Below are 19,396 nucleotides of genomic sequence, written 5' to 3'. Positions count from 1 at the left end.
GCACCGCGAACGAACGTTCACTCGCATGAAGATTCGCTCGGCCTGTGTCAGCATCTGCCTGATGGGACCGGCAGCCCGAGCAGCGCACGCCACCGGCCCTCGACCGGCACCTCCACCGGTTCCGGCGGCTCGCACCTGCGCCTACACTGCACCCCACCGCGCGCCGGGTGACCTGCTAGAACGCGGCGGTTGAGCCGATCCGGCCAGAGTGAGGAGCGACCCCTTGTTCTACTACGTACTCAAATATGTGCTCTTGGGGCCCCTGTTGAGGCTGCTGTTCCGCCCCCGGATCGAGGGCCTGGAGCATGTGCCGTCGGACGGTCCGGCCATCATCGCCGGCAACCATCTGTCCTTCTCGGACCACTTCCTGATGCCCGCGATCCTCAAACGGCGCATCACGTTCCTCGCGAAGGCCGAGTACTTCACGGGCCGGGGCGTCAAGGGGCGCCTCACGGCGGCCTTCTTCCGCAGCGTGGGGCAGATACCGGTCGACCGCTCCGGCAAGGAGGCGGGCCAGGCGGCGATCTGGGAGGGGCTCGGGGTACTGCGCAAGGGTGAACTGCTCGGCATCTACCCCGAGGGCACCCGTTCGCACGACGGCCGGCTCTACAAGGGCAAGGTCGGCGTCGCCGTCATGGCGCTGAGGGCCCAGGTGCCGGTCATTCCGTGCGCGATGATCGGCACCTTCGAGGCACAGCCGCCCGGCCAGGTCGTCCCGAGCCTGCGTCCGGTGCTGATCCGCTTCGGCAAGCCGCTCGACTTCTCCCGTTACGCGGGCATGGAGCACGAGAAGGCGGTGCTGCGCGCCATCGTCGACGAGATCATGTACGCGATCCTCACGCTCTCGGACCAGGAGTACGTCGACCGGTACGCGGCCGTCGTCAAGGCCGAGGAGACGGCGTCGAAGGGCGAGAAGGAGCGCAGGTTCCCGCGGGCGCCGCTCAGTTGACGCCGGCCCCGGAGGGAAAGTCGACCCCGGCGGGAAGTCGACCCCGGCGGGAAAGGGGTGGCCGGAGAATCCCCCGGCCACCCCTCGCCGTGCACCGGTGCCGCGCAGGGCCGCACCGGTCACCGTGAAGACGGCGGTTACGGCTTCGGCGTGGCGTGCGGCGTGCAGGTCACGTCGGCGGAGTCGAGCTGCCCGGTGAGCAGGTAGCTGTCGACACGGCTGTTGATGCAGGGGTTGACCAGCCCGGTCACACCGTGGGAACCGGCGTCCTTCTCGGTGATGAGGCGCGAGCCCTTGAACCGCTTGTGCAGTTCGACGGCGCCGTCGTACGGGGTGGCGGCGTCACGGGTGGACTGGACGATCAGGACGGGCGGCAGGCCCTTGCCTGTCTTGACCTCCACCGGCGTCTGCTGCTTGACCGGCCAGGTGGCGCACGGCAGGTTGAGCCATGCGTTGGCCCATGTCATGAACGGGTAGTCCTTGTTGAGCCGCGTGTTGTCGCGGTCCCACTTCCGCCAGTTGGTGGGCCACTTGGCGTCGGTGCACTCGACGGCCGTGTAGACCGCGTTGCCGTTCTCCGTGGTGATGTTGCCCGCGGTGTCCGACAGATCGGGACCGGCCGCGTCCACCAGGGCCTGGGTGTTCCCGGCGAAGTACTGGCCGAACACCGTGGCGACCGGCACCCACGAGGAGTCGTAGTACGGGGCGCTCTGGAAGAAGCCGATCAGCTCGTTCGGGCCGACGACCCCGCCGATGGGGTTCTTCTTGGCCGTGGCACGCAGCTCGAGCCACTTGGCCTGCACGGCGGCGCGGGTGGTGCCGAGGTGGAAGGCGGCGTCGTTGGCGGCGACCCAGTCCTCCCAGTCCTTCCAGCGGCCCTCGAAGGCGACGTCCTGGTCCAGGTTGGCCTGGTACCAGATCTTCTCCCGGGACGGGTTGACGACGCTGTCCACGATCATCCGGCGCAGATGGCCGGGGAACATCGTGCCGTAGACGGCGCCGATGTAGGTGCCGTAGGAGACGCCGAGGTAGTTGAGCTTCTTCTCACCGAGCGCGGCACGGATGACGTCGAGGTCGCGCACCGTGTTCGGCGTGGTCATCTGCGCCAGCACCGCCTTGCCGCTGCGCTCGGCGCAGCCCTTGGCGTACTCGCGGGCGAGCTTGCGCTGGGCGAGCTTGTCGGCCTCGGTGTCGGGCACCGGGTCCGCCTTGGGCGCCTTCACGAACTCCTGCGGGTCGATGCAGGAGATGGCGGCCGAGTGGCCGACACCGCGCGGGTCGAAGCCCACGAAGTCGTACGCCTTCGAGGTATTGACCCACAGCGGGTTCTTGGTGGTGACACGGCGCGGGAAACGCAGGCCCGAACCGCCGGGGCCGCCGGGGTTGTAGACGAGCGCGCCCTGGCGCTCCTCCTTGGTGCCCGTGCTGGCGATGTGGTCGACGGCGAGCTTGATCTGCTTGCCGTCCGGCTTGGCGTAGTCGAGCGGGACGGTGACCCAGCCGCACTGGATCGGCTTCTCGAGCCCCCAGTCGGCGGGGCAGTCCTGCCAGTCGATCCCGGCCTTCTCGGCGCGGGTGGCGGCGACGGCGGCGCCGCGGGCCTCGCGGTCCTGTCCGTGTCCGGCGCTCGCGCTCGCGGTGGGCGCCGCGACGGCGCCGGCGATCAGGGTCGCGGTCACCAGTGTTCCGGCCGAACCGAGCGCGAATATCCGGCTCTTCGGTCTGTAGTCCCTCAAGTGGGTTCCTCCCCCAACATGGTGACGAATGGTCACGGGGGATCCTCGCTGTTGCAAGGCGCCCGAGAACAGGGGCAGTTGACCTTCTTTACCAATCCGATAACCGGAATTCACGGTCCCGCTGAGCGGTGGCTCAGCCGAGCAGTGCCAGTGCCTCGTCCAGCACCCTGCGCAGCCGCAGCCCGTCCGGTGCGACGGCACCGACCAGCGCGGCGGGCCCGGCGAGCGGCATGACCGCGGCCCGGTCCCCGAGCACCCGCGCCTCCACCGGCGTGTTTCCGAACTCCGGTCGTACGACGACAAGTTGCCCGACGGCGCGGCATCCGCCGAGTACGGCGGGCCCAGCCCAGCCGCCCGGCGCGCCGGTCCCGCAGTCCAGCTCTTGATCCAGCACCGTACGACTTCCCACCCGCACCGTGACCCGGCTGCTGAGCCGCCCCGGTTCCTCCCCCACCCGCCCGAGCACCTGCTCCTCCCGCAGCACCAGCCGCGCCGAGGCGCCGAGTTCGACCCGCATCCGCACCCGCAGCTCGCTCCCGCCCGCGGAGATCAACGGCTCGGGCAGCCAGCGCAGTTCGCAGCCGTCGGCGACCCGGAGCCGTACGTCGTACTCGGCCGCGTCCTTGTCCTGGCCGGGCAGCGCGATGGTGGCGGCGGCCGACCCGACCCGCAGCCGCCCGCCACCGTCGACCTCGGCGGCCACGCTGAACCGGTCGCCGCCGTGCGGCCCGCTCATCGCGCCGACGAGCATGACCCGGGCCTCGTCACCGCTCCCCCGCGTCCGCCGCACCGCGAGCGGCCCCCCGCCCTCCAGCACGGGCAGCACGGTCCGGCCCCGCCCGTCCCCCCGGGCGACGATCCGTGCCACACCCAGGACCCCGCCGCGTCCCGCCCCTCCCGTCATACGGTCGTCCACGCGGCCACCCGTGCCCGCACCCACTCGGCGACGTCCGCCACCCCCGCCTCACTCCTGAGCGACTGGAAGACGACGGGCAGTTCACCCCGCGCCGTCCTGGCGTCGGCCGCCATCCGCCCGAGATCGGAGCCGACGTACGGCGCGAGGTCGGTCTTGTTGACCACGAGCAGATCGGCGGTGGTGACCCCGGGCCCGCCCTTGCGCGGGATGTCGTCCCCGCCGGCCACGTCGATCACAAAGATCTGCGCGTCGACGAGCCCCTTGGAGAAGGTCGCGGTGAGATTGTCCCCACCGGACTCGACCAGCACGAGGTCCAGCGGGCCGACCTCGTCCTCCAACTCCTCCACAGCTTCGAGGTTGGCGGAGATGTCGTCCCGGATCGCGGTGTGCGGACAGGCCCCGGTCTCGACGGCGACGATCCGCTCCGGCGGCAACACGGCCTCCCGCAGCAGGAATTCGGCGTCCTCACGCGTGTAGATGTCATTGGTGACGACACCGAGGGACAACTCGTCCCGCAACACCCGGCACAGCGCAGCCACGGTAGCGGTCTTCCCGGACCCCACAGGCCCCCCGACCCCCACCCGCAACCCCCGCAACCCCCCACCGGGCCGCCGAGCATCAGCACCGACCGCAGCCCCGGAAGGAGCCGAATGAGAATGCCCAAGATGCATGAACAACTCCTGACGACTTGACGGGATATAGGGGCGAAGCCCCTGGGGACGGGAACGGGTAGGGGCGGAGCCCCTCGGGGCCCACGGAAGAGGCCCCCACTTCTCAACCCCCCGGGGTCCCGGGGCAGAGCCCCTGGTGGGGTCGAAGGGGCGAGGCCCCTGGGGACGGGAACGGGTGGGGGCGGCGGGGGCGAAATCCCCCTAGGGCGTGTTTCGAAAGTCCCGCCTGCCCTGCGACGCCTGGCACGCACGCTCGCTGTGTTGTCGGGATCGCCCACGTACGCCCAGTACGAGGGCGACCCTCCGCCTTGCGATCGCACGCACCAGACGCCGCAGGGCCCGCCCTTCGGGCGGCCGGCGCTACTTTCGAAACACGCCCTAGGACGCAAACAACCGCACCTCCCACCCCGCATGCACCTCCGCCCCGATCTCCAGCAGCGGCGCCCCCAGAGCCGGAAGCACATCCACCCCCTCCCCCACCACGGCCCCCGCCACCCCAACGGCCTGATCCACCACCCGGTCCACCTCCACCGCCAGCCGAGCCAACACCCCCGTCCCCTCGAACGGATCAAGACTCAGCAGCCGCACAACCGCCGACACAGCCCCGCTCACACACTCGTACGCAGCGCAGTACGCCGCATCTCCCGCCCCCAACCCCGCCGCCCGGGCGACGAGCCCCCACACCACACACTGGTGCGCCCCCTTGGGAAACTCCCGCGCCACGGCATCGAGTTCACCCGACGGCCACGTCGCCCTACCAGCCCGCATCAACTGCCGCCCCAGCCGCCGCGAAACCCCCCGCAGCACCGGAGACGGCGTCCGTGCATCCACCGCCGCATCCAGCTCCCGCACGGACACCTCAAGCGCAGCCCCCGCGGCCACCGCCGCAGCAACAAGCCCCGCCGTATGCAACCGCCCCCGGCAGAAGTCCTCCAGACTCGCCGCCCCCGTGATCCGCCCGGCGCGCACAGCGGCCTCCGCCCCGCAGGAGTGCGCATGCCCTCCGGCGGGGAAACGACCGTCCGCGAGGACGAGCAACGCCGCCCGAGTCATCGCGCCATCACCCGAACCCCTGCCCTATCGCTGCCATACCGCTGCCCCCACCGCCCGCTCAGAAGAGGAAGTACCGCTGAGCCATGGGCAGTTCCACCGCAGGCGTGGCCTCCACCAGCTCCCCGTCGATATGCACGGCAAAACTGTCGGGATCCACCCGCACCGACGGCCGCGCGTCGTTCTCCCGCATGTCCGCCTTGGTCACGCCCCGTGTCGACTCGATGGCCACGAACCGTTTCCCGAGCTCCAGCCGCTCCGGCAGCCCGTCCTCGATTGCGAGCGGGGCGACGAAGTTGACTGAATTGTCGGCGGGCGCACGCCCGATCGCGCCGTACATCGGACGCGGCAGGATCGGCTGCGGCGTCGGGATCGAGGCGTTGGCGTCGCCCATCTGGGCGTACGCGATCTGCCCGCCTTTGATGACAAGGTGCGGTCTGACGCCGAAGAACGCCGGTTCCCACAGCACGAGGTCGGCGAGTTTGCCGGTCTCCACGGAGCCGACCTCGTGGGCAAGGCCCTGCGCGAGCGCCGGGTTGATCGTGTACTTGGCGACGTAGCGCCGCACCCGGTGATTGTCCGCGGGGCCGTCGCCCGGCAGGGCACCGCGGCGGAGCTTCATCACATGGGCCGACTGCCAGGTCCGCAGGACGACCTCGCCGACCCTGCCCATGGCCTGGGAGTCGGACGAGATGATCGAGATGGCGCCGAGGTCGTGGAGGATGTCCTCCGCGCCGATGGTGGACGGCCGGATACGGGACTCGGCGAACGCCAGATCCTCCGGGACGGCCGGGTTGAGGTGGTGGCACACCATCAGCATGTCGAGGTGTTCCTCGGCGGTGTTGACGGTGAACGGCCTGGTCGGGTTGGTCGAACTGGGCAGCACATACGGCTCGGAGACGACGGTCATGATGTCCGGCGCGTGCCCGCCGCCCGCCCCCTCGGTGTGGTAGGCGTGGATTCCGCGCCCGGCGATCGCGGCGAGCGTGTCGCCCACGAACCCCGCCTCGTTGAGGGTGTCCGTGTGGATGGCGACCTGGATGCCGGTGCGGTCGGCGACGGTCAGCGAGGCATCGATCACGGCGGGGGTGGAGCCCCAGTCCTCGTGCAGCTTGAGGCCGACGGCGCCGCCACGGATCTGGGAGAGCATCGCCTGGTGGGAGACGGTGTTGCCCTTGCCGAGGAACCCGACATTCAGCGGGTACTGCTCCATCGCCGCCAGCATCCGGGCCAGATGCCAGGGGCCGGGGGTGACGGTGGTGGCCTTGGAACCCTCGGCCGGTCCGGTGCCGCCGCCGACGAGGGTCGTGATGCCCGCCGACAGGGCCTCGTCGGCGATCTGCGGGCAGATGAAGTGGACGTGCGCGTCGATCGCGCCCGCCGTGAGGATGCGCCCGTTGCCCGCGATGACCTCGGTCTCCGGGCCGATCACCAGGTCGGGGTGGACACCGTCCATGGTGTCGGGGTTGCCGGCCTTGCCGATACCGGTGATCCGGCCGTCGCGGATGCCGACATCGGCCTTGACGACGCCCCAGTGGTCGACGATCACCGCACCGGTGACAACGGTGTCCGGGGTGCCTTCAGCACGTGTGGCGCGCGCCTGGCCCATGGACTCGCGGATGACCTTGCCGCCGCCGAACACCGCCTCGTCACCGGCGAGTCCGGGGCCGCCGCAGCGGTCCTCCTCGATCTCGATCAGCAGATCGGTGTCGGCGAGCCGGATCCGGTCCCCGGTGGTGGGGCCGAACAGATCGGCGTACGCGGCACGCGAGATCTCAGCCATCGAGAGCACCTCCGGTCTCCCCGCGCAGCCCCGGCACCACACGGGCGCCGCCGAGCGGTACGAGTTCCACCTCGACGGGGATACCGGGCTCGAAGCGCACGGCGGTGCCCGCGGCGACGTTCAGCCGCTTGCCGCGCGCCGCGGCGCGGTCGAACTCCAGGCCGGGGTTGGCCTCGGCGAAGTGGTAGTGGGAGCCGACCTGGACCGGCCGGTCGGCGGCGTTGAGCACGGTGAGCCGGGTGACCTCGCGGCCCTCGTTGTAGACGATCGGGCCGTCGGCGAAAAGAACCTCTCCGGGAATCATGGCGGCCTCCCGTCAGACGATCGGGTCGTGGACGGTGACGAGCTTGGTGCCGTCCGGGAAGGTCGCCTCGACCTGGACATCGTGGATCATCTCGGGCACACCCGCCATGACGTCGTCACGGGTCAGCAGTTTGCGCCCGGAGGCCATGAGTTCCGCGACGCTGCGGCCGTCCCGGGCGCCTTCGAGGATGTGCGAGGTGATCAGCGCGACCGCCTCGGGATGGTTCAGCCTCAGTCCGCGGGCCCTGCGCCTCTCGGCCACGTCGGCCGCGACGTGGATCAGCAGCCGCTCCTGCTCGTGCGGGGTCAGTTGCACGTCCCACCTCACCGTCCTCGCCCGGACCGTGCGGGGTCCGGTTCCGCAGCCCCGGGGCGACGTCCCTGATGGCGTGGATCGGCAGGCTAGTTGGACCGGATTTCCGGCGCGTTAAGGCAGCGATCACGCCTCGGCGGAGTCAGGAACTCGGGTCCCGCATGCTCATCAGCGCCCGCAGCCCGTTCACCAGCGTCTCGTCGGACATGTCCGCCAGCACGGCACTCTGCGCCACGTACCCCTGGGCCAGCGCGATCATCACCCGCGCCATGGCGTCGGCGTCGGCCGTCCGGGGGATCAGACCGGCCGCTTTGTAGCTCATCACAACGCGCTCCCAGGAGGCCCGCACCGCGTCGTAGCCGACGTGCACCTGCGCGGCCAGATCCGCGTTGCGCTGCACCTCGGTCCACACCTGGATGACCAGCCGGGGGAAAGCCCACGTCCCGCCGTCCAGCACCCCCGGCCTGACCTCCCGCATAGTGGCCAGGGCGCGGGAGAGCAGGACGTCGGGCAGCGGCGGCGGAGTCTCCACGGCCGCCTCCCCGTAGACCTTCCGCAGCACTTCCAGCACCTCGTCGACGATCGCCCTGATCAGCTCGTCCTTGCCGCTGAAGTAGCGGTAGACGGCCCCGGCGGAGAGGTCGACCTCCTTGAGCACGTCCTGCATGGACGAGGCGTGGAAGCCGTTGCGGGCGAAGCAGAGGGCGGCGCCGTCGAGGATCTGACGGCGGCGGGCGTCCAGGTGTGCCTGGGATACACGGGCCATGCCCTGAAACGTAAAACGAACATTCCTTCTTGACAAGCCGCCGCGCCGAGGCGCACGGTGGCGAGCGGCAAACAAAAACGAACGATCCTTCTTTTATGGGCGCACCCTTCACCGTATGCAGCACGACGCACCGCACCAAGGGGGAACCATGTCCACCACATCCACCCCGAGCACCGGCCCCGGCAGCGGCACCGACATCAGCCCCGGTCCCGACGCCGCCACTGGCCATGGCCCCGCAGCCACCGCCCCCACCCCGGCGGCCGGCCCTCCCACGGCTCCCGCCACCCCGACCGTCACACCCACCCGGGCCACCGCCCGGGGCACCACCCGCCGTCTGCTTGCCGTCGTGGTCCTCGTCCCGGTGCTCGCGGCCGTCGCCCTCTGGGCCTTCGCCTGGCCCGCCGCCCGCACCGCACCCCGCGATCTGCCGCTCGGCGTGGCCGGTCCCGCCGCCGCGACGGCCCAGCTGGAGAAGCGACTGGCGCACAACCCGGGTGCCTTCGAGATCCACCGTTACACCGACGAGGCAGCCGCCCGGAGCGCCATCGAGGACCGGACCGTGTACGGCGCGCTGGTCGTCACCCCGCAGGGTCCGAAGCTGCTGACCGCGTCCGCCGCGAGCCCCGTGGTCGCCCAGTTGCTGCGGCAGGCCGTGGCCGAGCCGACCACGGCATCGACATCGGCGAGCGCCGCCCCGGTCACCACCGTCACCACCGTCGATGTGGTCGCCGCCCCCGCGGCCGACCCCCGGGGTGCCGCGCTCACGGCGAGCGTGCTGCCACTGGCCCTGGCCGGTATCGCGACGGGCTCGGCCGTGACCCTGCTCGGTCTGCGCGGTGTCCGTGCCACGGCGGCGCTGCTCGGCGCGTCCGCCCTGGTCGGCGTGGCGGCGGCGACGCTCGCGGACAGCTGGCTCGGTGTCGTCACGGGCGGCTGGTGGGCCGAGGCCGGGGTGTTCGCCCTCGCCACACTGGCGGTGGGAGCGGCCGTCGCCGGTCTCGCGGCGCTGCTGGGCCGGGCCGGGATGGGGATCGTCGCGGGCCTGGTGATGCTGGTGGGCAACCCGTTCTCCGGGGCGTCCTCGGCGCCGGAGATGCTGCCGAAGCCCGCCGGTGTGATCGGCCAGTGGCTGCCGCCGGGCGCGGGGGCGAGCTTGCTGCGCTCGGTGTCCTACTTCGACGGCGCCGCGGCCACCGGCCCGCTGCTGACCCTCATCTGGTGGGCGGCGCTCGGTCTGGGCGCGGTCCTGCTCGGGCCCGCGCTGCGGACGCAGCGGCAGACGGGCGACCCGGTGACCGAAGGCGAGCTCGGCACGGCGGCGGCCTGACCCACCGACGAGCTCGGCACGGCGGCCTGACCCACCGGCGACCTCGGAACCGGCCGTGCGCCCCCGCTGTAGGGACGGGAGCGCACGGCCTTACGCTGTCCGCGCGCACGCCCGTCCGCGCGCGTCCGAGCCGCCGCCTACGACGACGCGGAACCCCGATGCTCCGCGGTGATCCCGAACCGGTGCTGTTCACGGGGAGCGGAGGCGACCTCGCGGACCCGGGAGACCGAGCTGATCACCTGCTCCTCCGCCCGCTCCCGCGCCTCGTCGATCCCCTCGATCTCCTCGATCTCCTCAAGCTGCTCGAGCCGCTCCAGGTCGGCGGCGGAGACGAGGGCGACGAGGGGCTTGCCGTGCCGTGTCACGACGACGCGCTCGCCGCCGTACACCACCCGGTTGATCAGGTCGGCGAGCTCAGCCCTGGCTTGCGTCACCGGAATCTCGTAGGCCATGGCTCCAGCTTACGGAGGCCGTGTCGCCGCCGTCCTGGCCGAACGTCGCCAAAACCCCTCCCTCCAATCCGTACGTCCTGTACATTTTTTACCGAGACCACCCCAGGAGGGGCCATGCTCGTACCGTCCGCGCGCCATGTACTGCCCGAGTTCACCGAACACACGGGTTTCGGCCGCAGAACGCTGGATCCGTACGCCAAACTGCTGGAGGAGCGGATCGTCCTCCTCGGGGCACCCGTCGACGACACGTCGGCGAACGATGTGATGGCACAGCTCATCCACCTCGAGTACCAGAACCCCGACCGGGAGATCGAGCTCTACATCAACTCCCCCGGAGGCTCGTTCAGCGCGATGGCTGCGATCTACGACACCATGCGGTACCTCGGCTGCGACGTGGCGACCACCTGCCTGGGACAGGCCGGTTCGGCCGCCGCGGTACTGCTGGCCGCCGGCACACCGGGCAAGCGTGCCGTGCTGCCGGGGGCGCGTGTGGTGCTCCGTCAGCCGGAGCTGCCCGAGCCCGTGGAGGGGCGGACGAGTGATCTCCTGGTCCGGGCCGAGGAGCTGATGCGCACCCGCGAACTCCTGGAGGAGATGCTCGTACGGCACACCGGGCGTGGCCGGGAACAGGTGAGCGAGGACATCGAACGCGACAGGATCCTGGACGCCCGCGCCGCGGTGGAGTACGGCTTGGTGGACCGGATCGTCTCCGGCCGCGGCACGGCACGGACCGCCCCCGGCATCACAGGTGGCTCCGGCGGTTCCGGCGGTTCCGGCACGCCCGGCGCTCCCGGGGCGAGGTGAGGTGCCGGTGCTGCCTCCCGAGCTGCCGCCGCTGCCCGCGCTGACACGCGCCGAGGGCGAGCTGATCGACCGTTATCTGGAGGTGGTCGACCTGCTGGGCCGGATCAACCCGGCTCACCACGGAGACACCTACCGGGGGCTGCGCGCCGCCCAGGCTCTGGTGGCGAAGGCGGCCGCGCTGCGGGACGCGCTGGAGCTGATGCACCGTCGCGGCGAGACGGAGCTGCACGCGCCGACCCTGGCGCGGGCGCTGCGGGTACTGGACGGCGAGCGACGCGCCATGCGCGTCACGGTGCCGCCCGACTGCGCGAGTTGACGTACCGCCGGGAGGACGGACGGGCGGCCGGATCACTCACCTCCGCCGGGAGCGTCCGGGCGAGGGCGGCAACGGACCAGATGAGTTACCGCTGATCGGTGTAGCTTCATCCCCCTTTCCGGGCCCACTCCGGTTGCGCAACGCGCGTGGACCAAAGCCGGAATGGCGCCTTCCGGCGCAGGTCCGGGACTCGTCACACCCCCTCGATGTCTACTCGAACACCCCGCTGTCCACCCGAACGGGTGAGTGGTGAGTAACAACACAAATCCCCGATTCCATTGGGATTTTCAGACATCCGTGGGTGAAGATCCCTGTCTGACGACAAGCCCCCGCCACAGCGGCGGGGCGGTCCGGGCGGACGCCGAGTCCTGCCGCCGCCTGGATGACCGGTCGACAGGAGTGGATCGGCAGGAGTGGAGGACCCGAGCAAGCCGGGTCGCCGGGACGGTCACGCCATGACCGGTCCGAGCAGCCCTTGGGGTGAAGCCGCGGCAACGCGGCCGGGCAACTTCGCCAGCCCGAATCCGACAGGTCATCCTTCACAGGCGGCTGACGAAGGGTTGCGCATGACTGCGCTCAATCGTGTCCCGTCGCTCATGGCCAGGGCCGGTACGGCCTCGGCCTTCGCCATTGCCGCCGTGGGCGGTTCGGTCGTGGTCCCGGGGGTCGCCCCGGACGCCTCGGCCGCGACGCTCGCGTCGAAGGCACTCCAGATCGCGGCCTCCAAGAAGGGCTCCCCGTACCAGTGGGGCGCCACGGGGCCGAGGCGGTTCGACTGCTCCGGGCTGACGCTGTACTCGTTCAAGAAGGCGGGCAAGAAACTGCCCCGTACGGCGGCCGCGCAGTACAACAAGTCGCATCACATCTCCGCCAGGAGCCGCAAGGCCGGGGACCTGGTGTTCTTCCACTCCGGCTCCAGCGTGTACCACGTCGGCATCTACGCCGGGAAGGGGAAGATCTGGCACGCCCCGAAGACCGGGGACGTGGTGAAGCTCCAGAAGATCTGGACGAAGAGCGTCTGGTACGGCCGGATCAGCTGACCCGGCGCCGGGGCGGTGCCGGCGTCCTGACCCGCCGTCACCGCCCCGGGAACCCGGCTGCGCCCTCCTGGCGCCTCACGCGACGTCCTGGGGCTTCCATCGAGCCCCCGGGCCCTTTCCGCTGCCCCTGGGCCGTCCCACGGGCTCCTACGGCTCTCAGCGCCCGCTCGCGCGGCCACCCCGTCACCGGGCCACCCGGCCGCCAGCCGGCTGCTACGACTCCTGCCGTCCTGCCCGCCCCGCCCCGCCCCGCCGCGCCGCTACGGCTCCTGGCGCCCCGCCCACGCCCCGCTACGGCTCCTGCTGCCCCGCCGCCGACACAGGACGGCCCGGAACCGCACGTCCCTCGGCAGGCCGCGTCGGCCCCGTCCAGGGCAGCTCGACGAACACCGTCTTCCCGCCCTCCCCGGTCGGCCGGAAGCGCAGTCTGCCGCCGCACTCGGCGGTCAGCCAGCGGATGATGACCATGCCGCGGCCGTTGTCCTGCTGGACGGCGGCCGGCAGCCGTTTCGGAAAGCGCGGGTGACTGTCAGTGACGCCGACCCGCAGCGTTTCGTCCCGGTCGAGCTCGATCTCCACCGTGAAGGTGGGCGACTGCCCGAAAGTGTGCTGCACGGCGTTGGTGGCGAGTTCGGAGACGATGAGACGGATGGTGTCCGCGTCGTCCGTGTCCGCGGGCATACCCCATTCGGCGAGGGTACTGAGCACAAAGGTGCGGGCCGCGGAGACCGAGGCGGGATCGCTCGGCAGAGTGACGGATGCTTCCTGATGGTCTGCCATGGCGACGCCGTCCCTTTCCCACGGGACCGCAGTCCGACATCCGGCAAGGCGCGGACGGTTCGAGTACGGTCCCGGACTGGTGCTTCATCGCCAGACTGCCATTTCCGCGTCTCTCGCGGGTGGCGATCCACCAAGATCTGCATATATCTGTCGCTCGATGCGGTGAACTCTGCGACGGCAGAGCGTATTCGGGCGGCTCGTAAGGAGTAGGGAGTAGCCCATGCAGCACGGTCCCGCGGTGCGCCGCCGGAAACTGGGCGCGGAACTGCGCGCACTGCGCAGCGACGCGCGTCTCACGAGCGGTGAGGCGGCCCGGCTGGTGGGCTGGCACCAGTCGAAAGTGAGCCGTATCGAGACCGGCGCGAGCGGCGTGAAACCGGACGATGTGAGATTACTGCTGGACGCCTACCGGGTGGAGGATCCGCAACTGCGGGAGCTGCTGCTGGTGCTGGCGGGCTCCGACCACATAGGCGAGAGACACCGCTGGTGGCACGCCTACCGGGAGGTGCTGCCGCCCGCGTACCGGGATTTCATCAGCCTGGAGTCGCAGGCGAGCCGGATGCGGACGCTGGAGACCTCGGTCGTGCCCGGTCTGCTCCAGACTCCGGAGTACGCGCGTGAGGTGACCCGGGCCTCCGTGGGCGGCGGGCCCGACGAACTCGACGAACGGCTGGAGACCCTGGTCCAGGTGCGGCTGGCCAGGCAGGACGTGCTGCGGTCGCAGCCGCCGCTGGAGCTGAGCGCGGTCCTGGACGAGGCGGTGCTGCACCGGGAGGTCGGCGCTCCCGGGGTGATGGAACGTCAGCTGGAAAGGCTGCTCGCGGCGGCCCGGCTGCCCCAAGTCCGGCTCCAGGTACTGCCGTTCGCGGCGGGGGCGCATATCGGCATCACCGGGCCTTTCGTTATTTTCTCATTTCCGAGCACATCCGATCTGGACGTGGTTGTTCTCGACCATTTGACGAGTAGCCTCTATCTCGAGGGGAAGGAAGACCTCCGGGCCTACTCAGAGGCCTTCAACACCCTCCAGATCCACGCCCTTTCCCCCGAGGACTCGTTGGATTACATCGCCGCGATCCATGACGGCGCGTAGGGAGGCACCATGACCGCACTGCCTCGGAACGTACCCTCCAGCACCACCCTGACCGGCGTGCGATGGCTGCGCAGCAGTCACAGCACGGGAGCGAACAACTGCGTCGAGACGGCCGCACCGCGCTCCGGCCCACGGGCCGGGCTGCTCGCCGTCCGTGACTCCAAGGACCCGGCCGGACCCGCCCTGCTCTTCTCCCCCGAGAGCTGGACGGGCTTCCTCACCGCGATCCGCTAGTTCACAGGGTCAGCAGCCAGTCGCAGGTCAGTAGCCAGTTCACTGCTCAGCAGCCAGTTCGCAGGTCAGCACCCGCTCGGACACCGCACGGCCGTGTCACGCCGACTCATGGTCGTGTTCCGGCCGTGCGGCCACGATCACCCGTACGGCGTGATCGAGCTGAGCCTCGGAAAGGTCCGCGCGGGCGGTCAGCCTGAGCCGTGAGATGCCGTCGGGAACGGAAGGAGGCCGGAAGCACCCCACGCTCAGGCCCGCCGTACGGCATGCGGCCGCCCATCGCACGGCCCCCTCCGGGGACGGCGCGCGCACGGAGACCACCGCGGCGTCGGGACGTACCGCTTCCAGGCCCGCGGCGGTCAGCCGTGCGTGCAGCCCACCCGCCACGGCGCGGACGCGTGCCGCGCGCTCCGGTTCACGGCCGAGCAGCCGCAGGGCGGCGAGGGCGGCACCGGCCGCCGCGGGGGCGAGTCCGGTGTCGAAGATGAACGTTCGTGCGGCATTGACCAGATGGTCGACCACCCGGGCCGGGCCGAGCACGGCACCGCCCTGGCTGCCGAGCGACTTGGACAGCGTCACCGTGGTGACGACGTCGTCGGCGCCCGCGAGCCCCGCCGCGTGCGGCGCGCCCCGTCCGCCGTCGCCCAGGACTCCCAGGCCGTGCGCGTCGTCGACGACCAAACCGGCGCCGTACGCCCGGCAGGCCGCGGCATAGGCGGCGAGCGGGGCGGCGTCCCCGTCGACGGAGAACACCGTGTCGGACACCACGACCGCGTCGCCGTCGTGCCCGGCCAGCGCCTTGCGTACGGCCTGCGCGTCGCCGTGCGGGACGACCTGGGTGGTGCCCCTGGCCAGCCGGCAGCCGTCGATCAGCGAGGCGTGGTTGCCCGCGTCGGAGACGATGAGCGAGCCGTGCGGGGCGAGCGTGGCGACGGCGGCGAGGTTGGCCGCGTATCCGGAGGAGAACACCAGGGCCGCCTCGAAGCCGCAGAAGCCGGCCAGTTCGCGTTCCAGCTCGGTGTGCAGCTCGGTCGTCCCGGTGACCAGCCGGGACCCGGTGGAGCCGCCGCCCCAGGTGCGGGCCGCCGCCGCGGCCCCCTCGGCGACCTCCGGATGGTGCGCCAGGCCCAGATAGTCGTTGCCCGCGAGATCGAGCAGCGGGGAGTCGGCGGGGCGGGGCTGCAGGGTCCGTACCAGCCCGGCGCGACGGCGCAGCAGCGCCTGCTCGTCGATCCAGCCGAACGCCATGGGTGCCTCCGGGGATTTTGTAGGTAGCGGACAGACACTAGCCGGACGACCCGCCGCCCAGGATGTGGCAATACCCACACGTCGAACGCCGACTGTTGTCCGAACTCTCCTTGGCCCGGGGCGGTCGGGTAGGACAGGATCGGACCTCATGGACCTGCTGAACACGCTGGTGGACAAGGGGCTTCGGCGCGAGCCGCCGACCCGCGGGGAAGCACTTGCCGTCCTCGCCACTTCCGACGACGACCTGCTCGATGTGGTGACCGCGGCGGGCAAGGTGCGCCGTCACTGGTTCGGCCGACGGGTGAAACTCAACTACCTCGTCAACCTCAAGTCCGGCCTGTGCCCGGAGGACTGCTCCTACTGCTCGCAGCGGCTCGGTTCCACCGCGGGCATCCTGAAGTACGGCTGGCTCAAGCCCGGGGAGGCGTCCGAGGCCGCCGCCGCGGGGCTCGCCGGGGGCGCCAAGCGGGTGTGCCTGGTGGCGAGCGGACGGGGTCCGACGGACCGGGACGTGGACCGGGTCTCCGAGACCATCAGGGCGATCAAGGACCAGAACGAGGGCGTCGAGGTCTGCGCCTGTCTGGGTCTGCTGTCCGACGGCCAGGCCGAGCGGCTGCGCGAGGCCGGTGCGGACGCCTACAACCACAACCTCAACACGTCCGAGGCGACGTACGGCGACATCACCACGACGCACACCTACGCCGACCGGGTGGACACCGTGCGCAAGGCGCACTCCGCGGGTCTCTCCGCCTGCTCGGGGCTGATCGCGGGGATGGGCGAGAGCGACGAGGACCTGGTCGACGTGGTCCTCGCGCTGCGCGAGCTGGATCCGGACTCGGTGCCGGTGAACTTCCTGATCCCGTTCGAGGGCACCCCGCTGGCGAAGGAGTGGAGCCTCACCCCGCAGCGCTGTCTGCGGATCCTGGCGATGGTGCGGTTCGTGTGCCCGGACATCGAGGTGCGCATCGCGGGCGGCCGTGAGGTCCATCTGCGCACCCTGCAGCCGCTGGCGCTGCATCTGGCGAACTCGATCTTCCTGGGCGACTACCTCACCAGCGAGGGCCAGGCGGGCCTCGCCGACCTGGAGATGATCGCGGACGCCGGGTTCGAGGTGGAGGGCGCCGACCAGGTGACACTGCCTCAGCACCGGGCCGGTGGCGGGAGCGGCGGCTGCGGGGCCCATGAGGGCGAGGGGGCCGGGTGCGGGTCGCACGAGGGCGAGGAGGCCGGGTGCGGGTCCCATGACAGCGGTGGCTGCGGGTCTCACGAGGGCGGCGGGTGCGGGTCGCACGAGGGTGGCGGGGTGTGCGGTACGGCCGCCGCTACGGGCGTGCCCGCACCGGCACACGCGGCGGACGAGCCGCGCCCCGACCTGGTCGCCGTACGCCGCCGCGGTGCCGGAACGGATCTCGCGCCCAATGCCTGACCTGGGCGTACTGGGCGTTCCCGAACTGCTCTCGCTCGACCGACGGCATGTGTGGCATCCGTACGGCCCGATGCCTGGCCGGGTGGAGCCGCTGGTCGTCGAGTCGGCGAGCGGGGTGCGGCTGAGGCTCGCGGACGGCTCGGGCGAGCTGGTCGACGGCATGTCGTCGTGGTGGTCGGCGATCCACGGCTACAACCACCCCGTACTGAACGACGCCGTCCGCGAGCAGTTGGGGCGGATGAGCCATGTGATGTTCGGCGGGCTCACCCATGAGCCCGCCGTCCGGCTGGCGAAACTCCTTGTCGATATGTCACCCGAGGGGCTGGAGCATGTGTTCCTGGCCGACTCGGGTTCGGTGTCGGTCGAGGTCGCCGTCAAGATGTGTCTCCAGTACTGGCGTTCGCTGGGCCGCCCGGCCAAGCGGCGGCTGCTGACCTGGCGCGGCGGGTATCACGGCGACACCTGGCATCCGATGTCGGTGTGCGATCCCGAGGGCGGGATGCACGAGCTGTGGAGCGGGCTACTGCCGCGTCAGCTGTTCGCCGACGCACCGCCCGCCGATTACCAGGAGTCGTACGCCGACCAGCTGCGCGAGCTGATCGCGCGGCACGCCGGCGAGCTGGCCGCGGTGATCGTGGAGCCGGTGGTGCAGGGCGCGGGCGGGATGCGGTTCCACTCCCCGGAGTATCTGCGGGTGCTGCGGGAGGCGTGCGACGCGCACGACGTGCTGCTGGTGTTCGACGAGATCGCGACCGGGTTCGGCCGCACGGGCGCGCTGTTCGCGGCCGACCACGCGGCGGTGACACCGGATGTGATGTGTGTCGGCAAGGCGCTGACCGGCGGCTATCTGACCATGGCGGCGGCGCTGTGCACCGCGCGGGTGGCCGACGGGATCTCCCGCGGCGAGGTGCCCGTACTGGCGCACGGGCCGACGTTCATGGGCAATCCGCTGGCGGCGGCCGTGGCCTGCGCCTCGGTCGGGCTGCTGCTCGGCCAGGACTGGCGGGCCGAGGTCCGGCGCGTGGAGGCGGGGCTGCGGGCGGGGCTGGCCGGGGCGGACGCGCTCGACGGGGTGAAGGACGTACGGGTTCTCGGTGCGATCGGGGTGGTCCAGCTGGACCATGACGTCGACGTGGCGGCGGCGACGCGGGCCGCGGTGCGCGAGGGTGTGTGGCTGCGGCCGTTCCGCGATCTGGTCTACACGATGCCGCCGTACGTCACGGGTGACGAGGACGTGGCGCGGATCGCCCGCGCGGTGTGCGCGGCGGCGCGGGAGGGATGACATGCCGGTCCTGGTGATCACGGGTACGGGCACGGAGATCGGCAAGACGGTCACCACGGCCGCGGTCGCCGCCGTGGCCCTGGCGGCGGGCCGTTCCGTGGCCGTGCTGAAGGCGGCCCAGACGGGGGTACGGCCCGGGGAGCGCGGGGACGCCGAGGAGGTCGCCCGGCTCGCGGGAGCCGTGACACCGGCCGAACTGGCCCGCTATCCGGAGCCGTTGGCGCCCGGTACGGCAGCGCGCCGGGCGGGGCTGGCACCGGTGCGGCCTTACCAGGTGGCCGAGGCGGCGCAGAAGCTGGCGGCCGAGCACGATCTGGTCCTGGTGGAGGGCGCGGGCGGACTGCTGGTGCGGTTCGACGCGGCGGGCGGCACGCTGGCCGACGCGGCCCGGCTGCTGGGTGCTCCGGTGCTGGTGGTGGCCCCGGCAGGGCTGGGCACGCTGAACACGACGGAGCTGACGGCGCGGGAGCTGCGGTCCCGGGAGATCGAGCTGCTGGGCGTCGTGATCGGGAGCTGGCCGACCGCCCCCGACCTGGCGGCCCGCTGCAACGTCCTGGACCTCCCGGAGGTGGCGGGAGCCCCCCTCCTCGGCGCTCTCCCCGCCTCCGCCGGCACCCTCCCCCCGGCGGCGTTCCGCACGGCGGCACCGACCTGGCTGGCCCCCCGCCTGCACGGCTCGTGGGACGCGGAGAGGTTCCGCGCCCGGGAGGCGCCGTCGGCGTTCGGGTGACGGACGCCGACACGCGTCGCAGGGCATCGGCCGACAGGATCCCGGCGGGCGCCTCTTCCGCGGAACCGGCCGCCGTGCGCAGGCTCCCGTCGCGACGCAGACGTTCCACCCCCGGACGCGCCGCCGACGTTCGGGGGGCAGGCGCCCGCACGCGTCGCAGGACATCGGCTGGCCGGATGCGGG

General features: G+C 71.5%; 21 protein-coding genes. 10 read left to right on the top strand and 11 right to left on the bottom strand.

Going from position 1 to position 19,396, the window contains the following annotated elements:
- The first annotated feature begins 223 nt into the window (after positions 1-223).
- On the top strand, positions 224-949 hold the full coding sequence (locus ACSYGN_RS34855; RefSeq protein ID WP_460402817.1) for a lysophospholipid acyltransferase family protein: 726 nt from the start codon (positions 224-226) through the stop codon (positions 947-949).
- Between the two features lie 137 nt (positions 950-1,086).
- On the opposite strand, the gene ACSYGN_RS34850 is transcribed toward ACSYGN_RS34855, so the two are convergent.
- The 8 genes from ACSYGN_RS34850 to ACSYGN_RS34815 all read right to left on the bottom strand — a co-directional run bounded on the left by ACSYGN_RS34850 (position 1,087) and on the right by ACSYGN_RS34815 (position 8,487).
- The gene (locus ACSYGN_RS34850) at positions 1,087-2,685 is read right to left on the bottom strand and encodes an alpha/beta hydrolase (RefSeq protein WP_460402815.1); all 1,599 of its coding nucleotides are present in this window, start codon (positions 2,683-2,685) and stop codon (positions 1,087-1,089) included.
- A gap of 133 nt (positions 2,686-2,818) precedes the next feature.
- A complete protein-coding gene (locus ACSYGN_RS34845) occupies positions 2,819-3,589 on the bottom strand; it encodes an urease accessory protein UreD (protein WP_460403923.1) in 771 nt (256 codons plus the stop codon).
- Entirely contained in the window at positions 3,586-4,272 is a 687-nt protein-coding gene (gene ureG, locus ACSYGN_RS34840; protein ID WP_460402813.1) for an urease accessory protein UreG, read from the bottom strand. Before ureG ends, ACSYGN_RS34845 begins: the two co-directional genes overlap by 4 nt.
- Positions 4,273-4,650: 378 nt before the next feature.
- Positions 4,651-5,325, bottom strand: coding sequence for an urease accessory protein UreF (locus tag ACSYGN_RS34835; RefSeq protein WP_460402811.1), 675 nt, complete (start codon positions 5,323-5,325; stop codon positions 4,651-4,653).
- A gap of 58 nt (positions 5,326-5,383) precedes the next feature.
- Positions 5,384-7,105, bottom strand: coding sequence for an urease subunit alpha (locus ACSYGN_RS34830; RefSeq protein ID WP_460402809.1), 1,722 nt, complete (start codon positions 7,103-7,105; stop codon positions 5,384-5,386).
- Positions 7,098-7,409, bottom strand: a complete 312-nt coding sequence (locus tag ACSYGN_RS34825) for an urease subunit beta (RefSeq protein WP_460402807.1) — start codon at positions 7,407-7,409, stop codon at positions 7,098-7,100. The genes ACSYGN_RS34830 and ACSYGN_RS34825 overlap by 8 nt, the downstream gene beginning before the upstream one ends.
- A gap of 12 nt (positions 7,410-7,421) precedes the next feature.
- Complete coding sequence (locus ACSYGN_RS34820; protein WP_460402805.1) at positions 7,422-7,724, bottom strand: urease subunit gamma; 303 nt, start codon at positions 7,722-7,724, stop codon at positions 7,422-7,424.
- A 139-nt stretch (positions 7,725-7,863) separates the two neighbouring features.
- Positions 7,864-8,487 carry a TetR/AcrR family transcriptional regulator gene (locus ACSYGN_RS34815; protein WP_460402803.1) on the bottom strand — a complete coding sequence of 208 codons (624 nt, stop codon included), beginning with the start codon at positions 8,485-8,487 and terminating at the stop codon, positions 7,864-7,866.
- Between the two features lie 148 nt (positions 8,488-8,635).
- Between ACSYGN_RS34815 and ACSYGN_RS34810 the strand changes: the two genes are divergently transcribed.
- On the top strand, positions 8,636-9,814 hold the full coding sequence (locus tag ACSYGN_RS34810; protein WP_460402801.1) for an ABC transporter permease: 1,179 nt from the start codon (positions 8,636-8,638) through the stop codon (positions 9,812-9,814).
- 137 nt (positions 9,815-9,951) lie between these two features.
- Here the strand turns inward: ACSYGN_RS34810 and ACSYGN_RS34805 are convergent, their stop codons facing one another.
- Complete coding sequence (locus ACSYGN_RS34805) at positions 9,952-10,266, bottom strand: type II toxin-antitoxin system Phd/YefM family antitoxin (RefSeq protein WP_460402799.1); 315 nt, start codon at positions 10,264-10,266, stop codon at positions 9,952-9,954.
- Between the two features lie 114 nt (positions 10,267-10,380).
- On the opposite strand from ACSYGN_RS34805, the gene ACSYGN_RS34800 reads away from it, so the two are divergent.
- The 3 genes from ACSYGN_RS34800 (at position 10,381) to ACSYGN_RS34790 (ending at position 12,426) form a co-directional block, all read left to right on the top strand.
- The gene (locus ACSYGN_RS34800; RefSeq protein ID WP_460402797.1) at positions 10,381-11,070 is read left to right on the top strand and encodes an ATP-dependent Clp protease proteolytic subunit; all 690 of its coding nucleotides are present in this window, start codon (positions 10,381-10,383) and stop codon (positions 11,068-11,070) included.
- Between the two features lie 7 nt (positions 11,071-11,077).
- Positions 11,078-11,386 carry a hypothetical protein gene (locus ACSYGN_RS34795; RefSeq protein ID WP_460402795.1) on the top strand — a complete coding sequence of 103 codons (309 nt, stop codon included), beginning with the start codon at positions 11,078-11,080 and terminating at the stop codon, positions 11,384-11,386.
- 566 nt (positions 11,387-11,952) lie between these two features.
- Positions 11,953-12,426, top strand: a complete 474-nt coding sequence (locus ACSYGN_RS34790) for a C40 family peptidase (protein ID WP_460402793.1) — start codon at positions 11,953-11,955, stop codon at positions 12,424-12,426.
- A gap of 291 nt (positions 12,427-12,717) precedes the next feature.
- Here ACSYGN_RS34790 and ACSYGN_RS34785 read toward each other — a convergent pair whose 3' ends face one another.
- Positions 12,718-13,206 (bottom strand): ATP-binding protein, encoded by a 489-nt coding sequence (locus ACSYGN_RS34785; RefSeq protein WP_460402791.1) that lies wholly within the window; start codon positions 13,204-13,206, stop codon positions 12,718-12,720.
- Positions 13,207-13,426: 220 nt separating this feature from the next.
- Between ACSYGN_RS34785 and ACSYGN_RS34780 the strand changes: the two genes are divergently transcribed.
- Together ACSYGN_RS34780 and ACSYGN_RS34775 are read left to right on the top strand one after the other, a co-directional pair.
- Positions 13,427-14,296 (top strand): helix-turn-helix domain-containing protein, encoded by an 870-nt coding sequence (locus ACSYGN_RS34780; protein ID WP_460402789.1) that lies wholly within the window; start codon positions 13,427-13,429, stop codon positions 14,294-14,296.
- 9 nt (positions 14,297-14,305) lie between these two features.
- On the top strand, positions 14,306-14,530 hold the full coding sequence (locus tag ACSYGN_RS34775) for a DUF397 domain-containing protein (RefSeq protein WP_460402787.1): 225 nt from the start codon (positions 14,306-14,308) through the stop codon (positions 14,528-14,530).
- A 96-nt stretch (positions 14,531-14,626) separates the two neighbouring features.
- Here ACSYGN_RS34775 and ACSYGN_RS34770 read toward each other — a convergent pair whose 3' ends face one another.
- Positions 14,627-15,775: an 8-amino-7-oxononanoate synthase gene (locus ACSYGN_RS34770; protein ID WP_460402785.1), complete on the bottom strand. Its 1,149-nt coding sequence runs from the start codon at positions 15,773-15,775 to the stop codon at positions 14,627-14,629.
- 148 nt (positions 15,776-15,923) lie between these two features.
- On the opposite strand from ACSYGN_RS34770, the gene bioB reads away from it, so the two are divergent.
- From bioB to bioD, 3 genes are read left to right on the top strand one after another with little or no spacing between them, the layout of a single operon-like run.
- Positions 15,924-17,201, top strand: a complete 1,278-nt coding sequence (gene bioB, locus ACSYGN_RS34765; RefSeq protein ID WP_460402783.1) for a biotin synthase BioB — start codon at positions 15,924-15,926, stop codon at positions 17,199-17,201.
- Positions 17,194-18,483 (top strand): adenosylmethionine--8-amino-7-oxononanoate transaminase, encoded by a 1,290-nt coding sequence (locus tag ACSYGN_RS34760; protein WP_460402781.1) that lies wholly within the window; start codon positions 17,194-17,196, stop codon positions 18,481-18,483. Before bioB ends, ACSYGN_RS34760 begins: the two co-directional genes overlap by 8 nt.
- A 1-nt stretch (position 18,484) precedes the next feature.
- Complete coding sequence (gene bioD, locus ACSYGN_RS34755; protein WP_460402779.1) at positions 18,485-19,213, top strand: dethiobiotin synthase; 729 nt, start codon at positions 18,485-18,487, stop codon at positions 19,211-19,213.
- The last annotated feature ends 183 nt before the right edge of the window (positions 19,214-19,396 follow it).

This window comes from Streptomyces sp. YIM S03343 (assembly GCF_054729195.1).
This window is presented reverse-complemented; position numbering and strand designations above follow the sequence as displayed.